This window comes from Oceanicaulis sp. UBA2681 (assembly GCF_002354675.1).
GTDB classification, from domain to species: domain Bacteria; phylum Pseudomonadota; class Alphaproteobacteria; order Caulobacterales; family Maricaulaceae; genus Oceanicaulis; species Oceanicaulis alexandrii.
This window is the reverse complement of record NZ_DEMB01000011.1, coordinates 52,553-64,398: the sequence shown is the minus strand read 5'-3', so window position 1 is coordinate 64,398 and position 11,846 is coordinate 52,553. Positions and strand designations below refer to the sequence as shown.

13 protein-coding genes are annotated in these 11,846 nt (G+C 63.5%); 7 read left to right on the top strand and 6 right to left on the bottom strand.

Annotated features, from left to right (window positions below):
* Positions 1-1,110: CaiB/BaiF CoA transferase family protein (locus B3M53_RS08560; protein WP_286800078.1), on the top strand; the 1,110-nt coding region annotated here is incomplete at its 5' end.
* A gap of 1 nt (position 1,111) precedes the next feature.
* Here the strand turns inward: B3M53_RS08560 and B3M53_RS08555 are convergent.
* Together B3M53_RS08555 and B3M53_RS08550 are read right to left on the bottom strand one after the other, a co-directional pair.
* Positions 1,112-1,864 carry a GntR family transcriptional regulator gene (locus tag B3M53_RS08555; protein WP_022701278.1) on the bottom strand — a complete coding sequence of 251 codons (753 nt, stop codon included), beginning with the start codon at positions 1,862-1,864 and terminating at the stop codon, positions 1,112-1,114.
* 88 nt (positions 1,865-1,952) lie between these two features.
* Positions 1,953-2,735: an enoyl-CoA hydratase/isomerase family protein gene (locus B3M53_RS08550; RefSeq protein WP_273021216.1), complete on the bottom strand. Its 783-nt coding sequence runs from the start codon at positions 2,733-2,735 to the stop codon at positions 1,953-1,955.
* A gap of 187 nt (positions 2,736-2,922) precedes the next feature.
* Here B3M53_RS08550 and B3M53_RS08545 point away from each other — a divergent pair, with 187 nt between their 5' ends.
* Positions 2,923-3,138, top strand: a complete 216-nt coding sequence (locus tag B3M53_RS08545) for a hypothetical protein (RefSeq protein WP_022701280.1) — start codon at positions 2,923-2,925, stop codon at positions 3,136-3,138.
* 82 nt (positions 3,139-3,220) lie between these two features.
* On the opposite strand, the gene B3M53_RS08540 is transcribed toward B3M53_RS08545, so the two are convergent.
* On the bottom strand, positions 3,221-4,408 hold the full coding sequence (locus tag B3M53_RS08540) for an acyl-CoA dehydrogenase (RefSeq protein WP_022701281.1): 1,188 nt from the start codon (positions 4,406-4,408) through the stop codon (positions 3,221-3,223).
* 262 nt (positions 4,409-4,670) lie between these two features.
* Between B3M53_RS08540 and B3M53_RS08535 the strand changes: the two genes are divergently transcribed.
* The 3 genes from B3M53_RS08535 to B3M53_RS08525 are packed head-to-tail and all read left to right on the top strand — an operon-like array spanning position 4,671 to position 6,999.
* Positions 4,671-5,114 (top strand): thioredoxin family protein, encoded by a 444-nt coding sequence (locus tag B3M53_RS08535; RefSeq protein ID WP_273021217.1) that lies wholly within the window; start codon positions 4,671-4,673, stop codon positions 5,112-5,114.
* Positions 5,111-6,184, top strand: coding sequence for an NAD(P)/FAD-dependent oxidoreductase (locus B3M53_RS08530; protein ID WP_273021219.1), 1,074 nt, complete (start codon positions 5,111-5,113; stop codon positions 6,182-6,184). The genes B3M53_RS08535 and B3M53_RS08530 overlap by 4 nt, the downstream gene beginning before the upstream one ends.
* Positions 6,184-6,999: a PhzF family phenazine biosynthesis protein gene (locus B3M53_RS08525; protein WP_273021221.1), complete on the top strand. Its 816-nt coding sequence runs from the start codon at positions 6,184-6,186 to the stop codon at positions 6,997-6,999. Before B3M53_RS08530 ends, B3M53_RS08525 begins: the two co-directional genes overlap by 1 nt.
* Before the next feature lie 6 nt (positions 7,000-7,005).
* Here the strand turns inward: B3M53_RS08525 and B3M53_RS08520 are convergent, their stop codons facing one another.
* A complete protein-coding gene (locus B3M53_RS08520; RefSeq protein WP_273021223.1) occupies positions 7,006-7,569 on the bottom strand; it encodes a hypothetical protein in 564 nt (187 codons plus the stop codon).
* Positions 7,570-7,733: 164 nt separating this feature from the next.
* On the opposite strand from B3M53_RS08520, the gene B3M53_RS08515 reads away from it, so the two are divergent.
* Positions 7,734-9,032 carry a trypsin-like serine peptidase gene (locus tag B3M53_RS08515; protein WP_273021225.1) on the top strand — a complete coding sequence of 433 codons (1,299 nt, stop codon included), beginning with the start codon at positions 7,734-7,736 and terminating at the stop codon, positions 9,030-9,032.
* Between the two features lie 9 nt (positions 9,033-9,041).
* Here the strand turns inward: B3M53_RS08515 and B3M53_RS08510 are convergent, their stop codons facing one another.
* The gene (locus B3M53_RS08510; protein WP_022701287.1) at positions 9,042-10,055 is read right to left on the bottom strand and encodes a DUF481 domain-containing protein; all 1,014 of its coding nucleotides are present in this window, start codon (positions 10,053-10,055) and stop codon (positions 9,042-9,044) included.
* A gap of 154 nt (positions 10,056-10,209) precedes the next feature.
* Here B3M53_RS08510 and B3M53_RS08505 point away from each other — a divergent pair, with 154 nt between their 5' ends.
* A complete protein-coding gene (locus B3M53_RS08505; protein ID WP_273021227.1) occupies positions 10,210-10,944 on the top strand; it encodes a lysoplasmalogenase in 735 nt (244 codons plus the stop codon).
* Here the strand turns inward: B3M53_RS08505 and rpoH are convergent.
* Complete coding sequence (gene rpoH, locus B3M53_RS08500) at positions 10,941-11,831, bottom strand: RNA polymerase sigma factor RpoH (protein ID WP_160093200.1); 891 nt, start codon at positions 11,829-11,831, stop codon at positions 10,941-10,943. The genes B3M53_RS08505 and rpoH overlap by 4 nt on opposite strands.
* Positions 11,832-11,846: the final 15 nt, after the last annotated feature.

Sequence of the window (11,846 nt, the reverse complement as noted above, 5' to 3'; positions counted from 1 at the left end):
GGCACGCAATTGTTGGCCTCACTGGGGGCTGACGTGATCAAGATCGAGAACCCGTCGGTCGGCGGTGACAGCGCGCGCCTCGCAGGGCCTTATTTTCTTGGCGATCATGACAGCGAGTTCTTCCAGACCTTCAACCGGGGCAAGCGCTCCATGTCGCTGGATCTCAAGGATCGCGGCGATCGCAGGATCTTTGACCGGCTGGTTATGAGCGCGGACGCTTGCGCCAACAATCTGCGCGGTGATCAGGCCGCGGAATTGAAGGTGGATTACGCCCATCTCAGCGCGGTGAAGCCCGACATCGTCTGTGCGCACCTGTCCGCCTATGGCCGGCAAGGCGAGCGCAAGCATTGGCCGGGTTATGACTATCTGATGCAGGCTGAAGCGGGCCTTATGGCGATGACCGGAGAGCCGGACACGCCGCCCACGCGCTTTGGCATGTCGATGATTGATTATATGGGCGGCACGATGATGGCGCTGGGACTGGTGTCGGCGGTGCTGGGCGCCAAACGCACGGGCCGGGGCTGCGATGTGGATGTGTCGCTGTTTGATGCGGCCCTGCATCAGCTCTCCTATTCAGCGACCTGGTTCCTTAACGAGGGCAAATGCGCCGAGCGCCTTGAACGCTCGGCCCATCCTTCGGTGGCGCCCAGCCAGCTATTCCGGACCGCGGATGGCTGGCTCTTCGTGATGTGCCAGTTGCCAAAATTCTGGGGCGCGTTCTGCAAGGCGGTGGGGCGGCCGGATCTTCTGGATAATCCTTGCTATGCCGACATGGCGGCGCGCCGGGCGAACCGGGCGAAGCTGCAGGATGAGCTGGATGCGTTTTTGTCCACGCGTTCAACAGCGGAATGGATGACGGTGCTGGGCGGCGTGACGCCTGTGGCGCCGGTCAATTCCATGGCGTGTGCGCTCGCCTCGCCCCAGGCGCGGCACATGATCGAGACGGTGCCTCATCCAGACAAGCCGGACGGGCTGAAAATGGTGCGCGATCCATTCCGTATCAACGGCGCGCCGACGCCGACGCGCCGTGCGCCGAAGCTGGGCGAGGATACGCGCGCCATTCTCGATGAAATGCTGTCTGAATCCCATGAAGACCGGGCGGCGGAATAGGCTAGTCCACTTCGCGCTGCATGGTCATTTCATAGGTGAAGCGATCCGCCGGATGCACAGTGTCGGACAGGGCGATGATGCGTCCGCCCTTGTCATAGTAGCGCCGCATGGTGCGCAGCACCGCGGTGCCGGCTTCCGCATCCAGCGCTTCCGCTTCGGTATCGGTCAGAAGTCCGCCTGAAATCGTCTGTTCGATCCGGGCCGTGGGCGCGCCGCGTTCGGTCGCCATCCATTCGGTGACGCCGCCATTCAGTTCCACGAACACGTCCACCGGCGGCGCCAGGTCGGACCGGATATACATGTCGGTCAGAGCCAGGGGCGCCCGGTCGGGCTGGCCGCGCAGGCCATGCACGTGCAGATAGTCGCTGCCGGGCGCAACGCCGAAGGCGCGCGCCACCGCAGGGTCCAGCGGGCCCGTATGCTGACGGATCGGTTTCAGGCGCGCCGCACGCGTGTACTGCATCAGATCATCCACGCTGCCCAGACGCTGGGCGAAACCTGCGCGCGCCTCGGAGGCGACGACGACGGTGCCGGCGCCGCGGCGGCGCGCGATCAGCCCCGCCTCTGCGAGCAGGCGCAGCGCTTCACGCACGGTATGACGCGAGACGCCGTATTGTTCGGTGAGAGCATGCTCGGTGGGTAACAGCTCGCCGACGGCCGGATGGCCGGATGCGATCCCGGAGCGAAGGGTTTCCGCCAGCGTCATATAGCGCGGCGCACTGGAAATCGGTTCTACGCCTGAATGATCGGACACAGGATCCTCCTGCCTGAAAGTCGCGCTAACATAATCGCTGCATCCAGGAATGCGAGGCGCGCCTGCATGGTGCAGGGCAACACGAGGATCAGGGCTTGGGGAAATCCGGACGCCGTTTGTCCAGAAAGGCTTTGTAACCCTCCTGGAAATGTTCGCCGGAAAACGCTTCCAGGAACAGCGCCCGTGTCTGTTCGCAGTCCTGATCCTGCCCGGCCTCGATCAACGCAATCATCTGTTTGGTGATTTTTGCGGTGTGGCTGGAGGCGCGGGTGATATGGCTGACATATTCGTTGACGCTTTCCTTGAGGATTCCCGGAGGCGTCAGCCGATTGATCAGGCCGATTTGCAGGGCGGTCTCTGCATCGATCAACCGCGCGGTGAACAGCAAATCCTTGGCGGCTGCAGACCCGACAGCGCTGACCAGGCGGCGCGTGTCGTTAAAGGGGTACACAAGCCCCAGCCGTGCCGGGGTGACGCCAAAGCGTGCGCCCTGGGCGGCGAAACGCAGATCACAGGCCAGGGCGAGCGCGCAGCCGCCGCCCACGCACGCGCCTTCAATGGATGCGATCGTGGGTTTGGGAAAGTCCGCGAGACCATCCAGCGCGGCGCCGATAGCGCGCGAATAGGCTTCCGCACGCTCGGGCGTGGCGTAGACGTCCTCAAATTCAGAGATGTCCGCGCCCGCCGCAAATGCGCCGCCTTTGCCGCGTACGATCAGCACCTGGATGTCGCTGTCCGCTTCGGCTTCCGCCAGAAGCTCCGAAATCTCCAGCCACATCGCTTCAGTGAGCGCATTGTGCTTGGCGGGCCGGTTGAGCACCAGGGACGCGACCGCGTCGTGTCGGGTGAGATAGACCGGTTCATCGTGCATGGTTTTGCCCTGGAACGTCTTCCAAACTGATTTGTTTCTTGCGCCAGATTGCAGTGAATCGTCAAGAAATTAGGGGTGAGGCGTAATGTCTCCGGTGCGAAAAAATTGTCCGTGTCCTGTCAAAAAACTTGACACTCAAATCCTAAAGTGACAGTTTTATAACGGTGAGCAATCATAGGAGGTCCGCATGTCTCATTTTGTTGGTGTGGGTCTGATCGCCGCCTGGTTGGCTTTTGCTGTGTTGGCGCCGCGTCTGGCGTCTGCAGAAGTGACAAGCCTACTGGCCCTGGTCGGCATGGCGCTGACCCTGGTCGTCCTGTTCGCCACTGGCCGGCTCACTCGGCCGGATCCGCTGGCGTTGAACTTGACAGGACGGCGTCCGTACTGGGAAACGCGCACTTAAGCGTTTCACCTCAGATAGACCCAAGACAAAAAAACCCCGGCGCTTCGGCGCCGGGGTTTTTTGTTGTGATGGCGAGGGTGGATCAGGAAAACGCCTGAAGCCCGGTCATGGCGCGGCCAAGGATCAGGGCGTGCACGTCATGAGTGCCTTCATAGGTGTTCACCGTCTCCAGATTAATGGCGTGGCGCAGGATATGGTATTCCTCGGCGATGCCGTTGCCGCCATGGATGTCGCGCGCCTCGCGGGCGATGGCCAGGGCCTTGCCGCAATTGTTGCGCTTCATCATGGAGATGGCTTCAGGCAGCCAGGCGCCCTGGTCCATCAGACGCCCGAGCTGCAGCGCGCCTTGATAACCCAGCGCGATCTCGGTCTGCATGTCGGCGAGTTTCTTCTGCACCAGCTGGGTGCCGGCGATCGGCTTGCCGAACACGACGCGGTCCATGGCGTAGTCGCGGGCCGCGTGCAGGCAGAATTCAGCCGCGCCCATGGCGCCCCAGGCGATGCCGTAGCGCGCCTTGTTCAGGCAAGAGAACGGCCCGCGCAGGCCTTTGACGTGCGGCAGCAGGTTCTCTTCAGGCACAAACGCGTCACTAAGCGAGATCGAGCCGGTGATTGACGCACGCAGGCTGAGCTTGCCTTCGATCTTGGGGCAATCAAAACCGTCCGTGCCCTTGTCGACGATGAAGCCGCGGATTTCGCCGTCGAGCTTGGCCCAGACCACCGCCAGGTCAGAGATCGGCGAATTGGTGATCCACATCTTCGCGCCGTTGAGCACATAGCCGCCATCGACCTTTTTGGCGGTGGTGCGCATGGCGCCCGGATCTGAGCCGCCATCGGGTTCAGTCAGGCCGAAACAGCCCACATATTCGCCGCTGGCGAGCTTGGGCAGGTATTTGTGTTTCTGCTCTTCGGTGCCGAACGCCTCGATCGGATACATGACGAGCGAGGATTGCACGCTCATCGCCGAGCGATAGCCGGAATCAATGGCTTCCACTTCGCGCGCGATCAGCCCGTAAGCGACATGGGACAGGCCCGCGCCGCCATATTCCTCGGCCACGGTGGCCCCCAGAAGGCCCATCTCGCCCATCTCGGTCATGATGGCGCGATCAAAGCTTTCCTCGCGATAGGCGTCGACCACGCGGGGCAACAGCTTCTCGCGGCAATAACTGCGGGCGCTGTCGGCGATCATGCGCTCGTCTTCGCTCAGCTGCTGCTGCAGATGCAGCGGGTCTTCCCAGGAAAAGCTGAGGCCGGTGTCTTTCGCCGCCATGGGGATATCCTTCTTCGTCTCTTGAAGCCTTATATGGCCCGTCACTGGTCCCAAGGCCAGCCGGGCCGACGGCCTGTCTTTGTCCACGCGGAGGGTGGTAGCGGAGTGAAGGACGTGCGGGCAAGCGAGCCGTAGGGGCTGGGCTGAGATTTTCAGCCGCTAACACAGGCGTGAAGAGGAGCGCCGCCGCGGCCATCTGGACCTTTACCCTTGAAAGGCGCAGGTTTGGGGCTGTTTTGACGCCTGAGTCCGGAGCGCCTTGATGAAACGCCCAATCCTGCCTGACAGCACTGACATTGCGGATACGGCGACGCCTTACGCTTCGGCGCCTGATCCCAGGGGCGCGCTTGGCAACGCCGAATACGCCGCCCGCTCGGGCAAGCGGGTGCTGGCGGTGTTCGGCGCGGACTGGTGCCCGGATGCGCGCCGCTTCGCCAGCGTTCTCGCCCTGCCGCAGCTGCAGGATTTTCTGAGCGAACGCTATGAGGTCGTGCTGATTGACGTGGGCCGGTACGACAAGAATCTCGACCTGGCCGCCAGCTATGGCCTGGACAAGGTTGAAGGCGCTCCCGCCATCATCGTGGCAGATTCTGATGGCCGCGTGATCAATCCTGGCGGCGCGTATGACTGGCGCACCGCCCGGTCTCGCCGCCCGCAAGAATTCGCGGACTTTCTCGCCGTCTACGCCGAGGCGCCCGCCCCATGACACGCCAGGTGGTGCTGGTCGGCGCGGGGCATGCCCATATGGAGGCTCTGAAGAAAGCGCGCCGCTTCGCCAATGCCGGTTTGTCTCTGACCCTGATCGATCCGGGCGCCTTCTGGTATTCCGGCGCGGCGACGGGGATGCTGTCAGGGGCGCTGGACCCGGACGCCGCTCGGCTGAATCCGTCTGATCTCGAAGGACCTTTCGATCATGTGCGCCAACGCGTCGTCGCGGTGGACCCGCAAGCGCGGACCGTCACCTTGCAGGATGGCGAGCGGCGCGCCTATGACGTCTTGTCCTTGAACACGGGTAGCCGCATCGCCGAGACGCCCTTGCTCGCGGCGGGCGCGATACCGGTCAAACCTGTCAGCGCGCTGGCGGGACTGCGCGCAACGCTGGAGGCCAATCTCGGTCAGTTGCGGCTTGCGGTGGCGGGCGCTGGCGCGACAGGCGTCGAGATCGCCTTGTCCATGGCCAGCCTGCAGCGACGCCTGGGCGCGCGCCCGCAAACCTTGCTCGCCGGGCCTGAGCTGATGCCGGGCTGGCCGGATCGGGCGCGGCGCCTGGCGCTGGAAGCGATGGCGCGCTGCGGCGTGGAGTATGTGCCCCATCGGGTCGAGGATCTGTCCATGGGGCTGGTGCATTTCGGGCAGCGCAAGGTCGCGCCCGTGGACATTCTGGTGGCGGCGACCGGGCTCAGCGCCAATGTGCCCGATGGATTGGAGGCGCCCGAGGAAGGTTTGCCGGTCAACGCGGATCTATCCTGGACCGGGGATCCCGCGGTGTTCGCAGCAGGCGATTGCGCTCGCATGGTGGACCATCCCCGGCCCAAGCTGGGCGTTTTCGGAGTGCGCGCGGCGCCGATCCTGGTTCAGAACCTGATCAACGCCGCGACGGGGCGTCAGGCGCGCCGGCATTACACGCCGCAGTCAAGATGGCTGTCGATACTGGATGTGGGCGACGGGACGGGGTTGGCGCGCTATGGCGATCTGGCGTTTTCAGGCAAGCCGGTGTTGCACCTCAAACGCTGGCTCGATAGCCGTTTCCTGCAACGTTACAGGGTGGAGCACTGATGGAATTTCCCTACGCCGAGATGCATGCCTTTCCCGATGGCCAAACCCCGCACACCGGTAACCCTGCAGGCGTGGTGATGCTGCATCGCGACCTGCCCGACGCCGATCTTCTGGGCGTGGCGCAATCAAACAATCTGTCCGAGACCGCCTATCTGAAGGCCATGGGCGAGAAAGACCAGTGGGCGCTGCGCTGGTTCACGCCCGGACTGGAAGTGGAGCTGTGCGGGCATGCGACGCTCGCCTCGGCCGCCTGGTTGTTTGAAACCGGACGGGTGATGGGGCCTGAAGCGCGCTTTCATACCCTGTCGGGTCTTTTGAAGGTCATCCGGCTGGACGATGGCCGCTATCAGATGGATTTCCCGCAGATCGGGTACGCGCCAGGTCAGGCGGATACGGCTGTGGTCGAAGCCATGGGCGGGACTGCGCCCGAAGCGGTGTATGAGATCGAGCGCGTGCACGGCAATCGCTACCAGATGCTGGTGTATGCGGATGAGGCTGTGGTGGTCGGTCTCAATCCCGACATCAAGGCGCTGGCCGCCACGCGCACCAATGTCATAGCAACCGCGCCAGGCCGGGCGACCGATTTCGTGTCGCGCTTCTTCGGTCCGGCCAGCGGCGTCGACGAAGATCCTGTGACAGGGTCGGCGCATTGCACGCTGGCGCCGTACTGGTTCGAGCGGTTAGGGGAAACGGCGCTCAAGGCCCGGCAAGTCGGCCCGCGCCCTGGCGCGCTGGAAGTGCGCGCCGGAGCGGCGGGCCGTGTGTTGCTGGTCGGATCCGCGAAACGGTATCTGGATGGCGTGATCCGGATCTAGCGGGGCCTAGTGACGGCTTCGGCCATGGCCCCGTCCGCGCCCGCGATCATGATGATCCCAATTCCGGCCGCGGCCCCTTGCATGATGATCCCGACCGTGACGGCCGCGCACCACCTGGACCGGCACCGGCCCCCAGCGGGTCTCCACAAAGAACTCGCCCGTGCGGCGGTCCAGATACGCGCGATCCGGGCGCAGCCGTTCGCCGGTACGGCCCTGGCGCAATTCACGGCGGCTGGGGACATACTCCCAGGACCGATCAGGGCAGTCGATGACGCGGCGGTCGCGTCGGTCTTCCCGGCGGTCGCGCCAGCCCGTGTCATAGCGACGGTCGCGGCGATCTTCGCGCAAATCCGGACAGGTTCTAGCGTAGACCATGAAATGACCCTCCGGGCCATTCCAGCGACCGCCGCGATGATGCGGTTCATATCCACGCTGGCGGCCGTAACCCTGAGCGGTCGCAGTCGCCGCCGTCGTGACGCTGGCGGTCGCCGTCTGGGCGACGGCAGGGGCTGCAGTGACGGCCAGTCCCGCGAAGGCGGCGGCCGCAGCAAGTTTGGCGAACATATGCATGGTGTCTCTCCTTCATCGAGGGCCTGGCGGCCTGATGGGATGACACTGCCTGTGCGCGCCTGAACGTGGGCTGGGTCAGGCTTTCATGTTCTATTCAACCAGATGAACGATACTATGCTCAAAGGCGCACGGGGGCGCGCCGCAGATTCATTGGGGACCAGCTTATGATCAAATCCGTCTTGGCCGCTGCGGCGGGGCTCTTGCTGCTCGCGGGCGGCGCGCAGGCCCAGCAGCTTGATTGGCCGCAAGGCTCGACCGACGCGTTCTCCAGTCGCGATTACCAGCGCCTGCTGCATCAGGTGACCAAGCCGGGCGCAAATCCCGTGGCGGGCGCAAGCGCCGTCGCCGGGGATGACAGCTGCCGCTACGCCAATGACAATGAGTGCGATGAGCCGGGGCTGGGCACCGGCGCCTGCTCAGCGGGCACCGACCGGTCTGATTGCTGGCGGTTGATGGCGGGGGTCGAGGATGATTCATGCCAGTGGGCCAATGATGGCGAGTGCGATGAACCGGGCTTTGGCACCGGCGCCTGCGTTCAGGCCACAGACCGCACCGATTGCGGCCCGTTGATTGAACTGCGCTTTCGCAACGACCAGTGCGACACGGCCTTTAACGGCATCTGTGAAGAGCCCGGTGTGGGTAATGGCGCCTGTGCGGAACGGTCTGATCGCGCCGATTGCATTGGCCGCGAGCGTCCCATGTCCATCCAGGATCATTATTTCGGCAATGATGACAGGGTCTTGATGGACACTGGCGTGTTTCCTTGGAGCGTGGTCGGCTATATCGAGTTTGACGCAGGCGGAACCTGCACCGCGACCTTGATTGGCGAAGACGTGCTGGTCACGGCGGCGCATTGCATTTCCGAGGGCGGACGCATCGACGCGGCTGGCGTTTTCCGGACAGGCGAGAATTTGCCCGGCGGCGCGCGATCGGCACGCGTGATCGACTATTTGATGGATGATGACTGGGACGAAGCGGCGTTCAGCGCAGGCGATACGCTGGACGGTACGGACTGGGCGCTCTTGCGTCTGGACCAGCCTCTGGGCGCCGAGCTGGGTCATGTGGGTTATGAAGCGCTGGTGGATGACCAGGGGCCGCGCGCGGCCTTGCGCGCCCCGATCCGTCAGGCGGGGTATTCTTGGGATACCGGGTCGAACCTGTCAGGCAATCTCGATTGCCGCATCATCGAGGTCTTTGACGACAATACGATGGCGCATAATTGCGACACCACACGGGGCGATTCAGGCTCGCCCTTCATGACCGAGCGCAACGGCGAATGGCGGATTGTGGCGACGGATTCAAACTTCCGCTCCAACCCGGACGGCCCCTTCATCTATATCGCCGCGCGGTCAGATCGCTGGGCGCCGATGGTTGAGGATTTTGCCGCGGGCCGGATCGGAAATGGCGGGTTGCGCGCCCAGGGCCCTGGCAAACCGGGCAAGCCTGAGCCGATCAAGAAATAGGTCGAGCGCCTAGAACTCCCGGATCAAAGCGAGGTCGGTGCGGCTGTCACCGGCCTCGAATCCGGGTTCCGGGTCAAACTCATAGCGATAGCGATAGCGCACCTCCAGGGACCATAAATCGCCCAGATCGGTGTTCAGGCGGAACAACTGGTCGGCGCGCGCGCTATTGGAGGCCAGAAGTCGCGTTTCAGATTCAAGGCGCATGGTGTCGCTGAGCTGCAGCTCCATGTCCGATAACAGATCGAACGCGCCTTCCAGATAATCGCCATTATCCACTTCGCTGATATAGCGCAGGCCTGGCGCGGCGCGCAGCGTCCACTCGACAGCGTCTCTCTGCAGCGCGCGATAGCCGGCGCCGACGCCCAGAAACCCGGTCCAGTCAAAGCCCGATAGTTGATCGCGCTCCCATTCAGTGTTGGCGAACAGGGTCCAGCGCTCCCCGGCTTCGCGTTCGCCGCGTGCTTTCACGATCAGCTCGTCGCGTCCCACATTGTCGTCGGTTTCCGAGTAGGAATAGATCGCGCTGGTCTCAAAGCCCCAGCCGACCAGCTCACGTTCTGCGTCCAGACCAAGGGTATAGTCCAGACGCTCGGTGTCGCCGCTATCTGCGCGCACGCCCAGACGAACCTTGCCCGTCCAGAGTTCAGAGTGCGCGCGGGTGATCAGCTCGACGGCGCTCGCCGGCGCCGCGATCCAGAACGGGTCGATCTTGGACGCCTGCGCCGCGTCCAGACCTGCGTCAGTTTCAACGGCGATTACGGCCGGCTCCGGCGCCGGGGTCACGGGCGCCACCGGCAGGCCGAGAATACGGCGGGCGATCACGCCATGGCTGTGTGAGATGCGCGCTGCGCCCGCTGCAATGCGCTCCGCGGACCGGGTCAGCGCCAGCACGGTCACTGCATTGGTGAAAATCGCGATGTCGTCTTCGGCCGCCGCCGCCATCAGCAAAGCCTGATAGGGCGGCTCCAGCCCCTCCGCCGGGGACAGGGCGAGCGCGGAGGCGGCGAGGGCGGGCAAGATCATCGGCGAGAGGCTCCAGACACGGGCGTAATATCAAACACATCAGACGAAATGTGACAAATCCCCGGGCGTGCAAAATGGCTCGGCGACTTGACGCTTGCGCAGGAAAGCGGCACGCCTTTGACCTGAATGGCGCCCAAACATGACGAGACCGTTTATGACCGACCCTGTCGCTGATCGCTACGCCCGCACCGAGCCTTTGTTTCCGGACTGGGCGGCGCCCATCTATCTGTGGGTGTCTGTGGCGGCCTCGGTGATTTATCTGGGCCTGGATCTGACCACCTATTCCATGCCGGGCCTGGCGCTGACCAAGGCGCTGGGGATCATCTTGCTCGGCGTATTCGCGCTTTTGAAGCGGGCGCCGGTGCTGGCTTTGGCGCTGATGCTGTCAGCAGGCGGCGATTATGCGCTGGCGATGAGCCCGCCCCAGCTGGAGGCCGGGATCGGCTTTTTCGGCGCGGCGCACCTGACATATATTGCGATTTTCGCCCTCATGGTCGTGAGCGGCGGTCTGAAGCGCGAAGGGCTGGTCCTGGCGGGCGGCCTGTTTGTCTTCGGCGTCGCCATGTGGTTGTGGCTCAGCCCCGGCATGGGCGCGCTGACCGTGCCTGTCAGCCTTTATCTGGGCATCATACTCGTCATGGCGATGGCGGCGGGCCTGGTCAAAGGTCCCAATCTGATCATCATCGGCGCGCTGTTGTTCGTGGTTTCAGATTCCGTCATCGCCATGCGCTGGTTCGGCGACGTGTTGGTCTTTGAAGACAGCCTCGATTGGGGCGGGGTGATCGTCTGGGTCACCTATTACGCGGCGCAGCTCTGCCTCACCCTGGGCGTGCTTCGCGCCAGGGCTGAGGCTAAAGCTCAAACCGTGGACACGGAAGTCTCCGCCTAGGCGGGCATCAGGCCGCGTTCTTCAGCCAGCCGCTTCATCTCGTTTTGCAGCTTTTCAAACGCGCGCACCTCGATCTGGCGGATGCGTTCGCGGCTGACGCCATAAACCTGCGCCAGATCTTCGAGGGTTTTCGGCTCTTCGGTCAGGCGACGTTCCTGAATGATGTTCTGCTCACGCTCGTTCAGCGCGCCCATGGCCTCCTGCAGCAGGGTCATGCGGGTGCTGAATTCATCAGATTCCGCCAGCTCTTCCTCGGCGTCGTCCGCATCATCGTCGGCCAGCCAGTCCTGCCATTCCGCTTCGCCGTCCGCGCGCATGGGCGCGTTGAGCGAGGCGTCAGGGCCGGACAGGCGCCGGTTCATCGAGATCACGTCGTCATCAGTGACGCCCAGCTTGGTGGCGATATGCTCGACCTGATCGGGGTGCAGATCACCTTCTTCCAGGGCGCGCATCTGGCTTTTCATCCGGCGCAGATTGAAGAACAGCTTTTTCTGAGCGGCCGTGGTGCCCATTTTCACCAGCGACCAGGAGCGCAGGATGTATTCCTGGATCGAGGCGCGGATCCACCACATGGCGTATGTGGCCAGGCGGAACCCCTTGTCAGGATCAAACTTCTTCACTGCCTGCATCAGGCCCACATTGCCTTCGCTGATCACTTCGGCGATTGGCAGGCCATAGCCGCGATAGCCCATGGCGATCTTGGCCACGAGGCGCAGGTGTGAGGTCACCAGCTGATGGGCGGCGTCGGAATCTTCATGCTCCTGCCAGCGCTTGGCCAGCATGAACTCCTGATCTTTTTCCAGCATGGGGAATTTACGGATCTCCGCGAGATACCGCGACAGACCGGCTTCCGGCGACATTGTCAGCGCTGATTTCATATTCGCCATGTGTCACTCCCCAGT

Excerpts from the sequence above, each read along its gene's own strand:
- B3M53_RS08550 (WP_273021216.1), bottom strand. The coding sequence starts at position 2,735 with ATGCACGATGAACCGGTCTATCTCACCCGACACGACGCGGTCGCGTCC.
- B3M53_RS08545 (WP_022701280.1), top strand. The coding sequence starts at position 2,923 with ATGTCTCATTTTGTTGGTGTGGGTCTGATCGCCGCCTGGTTGGCTTTT.
- B3M53_RS08540 (WP_022701281.1), bottom strand. The coding sequence starts at position 4,408 with ATGGCGGCGAAAGACACCGGCCTCAGCTTTTCCTGGGAAGACCCGCTG.
- B3M53_RS08535 (WP_273021217.1), top strand. The coding sequence starts at position 4,671 with ATGAAACGCCCAATCCTGCCTGACAGCACTGACATTGCGGATACGGCG.
- B3M53_RS08530 (WP_273021219.1), top strand. The coding sequence starts at position 5,111 with ATGACACGCCAGGTGGTGCTGGTCGGCGCGGGGCATGCCCATATGGAG.
- B3M53_RS08525 (WP_273021221.1), top strand. The coding sequence starts at position 6,184 with ATGGAATTTCCCTACGCCGAGATGCATGCCTTTCCCGATGGCCAAACC.
- B3M53_RS08520 (WP_273021223.1), bottom strand. The coding sequence starts at position 7,569 with ATGCATATGTTCGCCAAACTTGCTGCGGCCGCCGCCTTCGCGGGACTG.
- B3M53_RS08515 (WP_273021225.1), top strand. The coding sequence starts at position 7,734 with ATGATCAAATCCGTCTTGGCCGCTGCGGCGGGGCTCTTGCTGCTCGCG.
- B3M53_RS08510 (WP_022701287.1), bottom strand. The coding sequence starts at position 10,055 with ATGATCTTGCCCGCCCTCGCCGCCTCCGCGCTCGCCCTGTCCCCGGCG.
- B3M53_RS08505 (WP_273021227.1), top strand. The coding sequence starts at position 10,210 with ATGACCGACCCTGTCGCTGATCGCTACGCCCGCACCGAGCCTTTGTTT.
- rpoH (WP_160093200.1), bottom strand. The coding sequence starts at position 11,831 with ATGGCGAATATGAAATCAGCGCTGACAATGTCGCCGGAAGCCGGTCTG.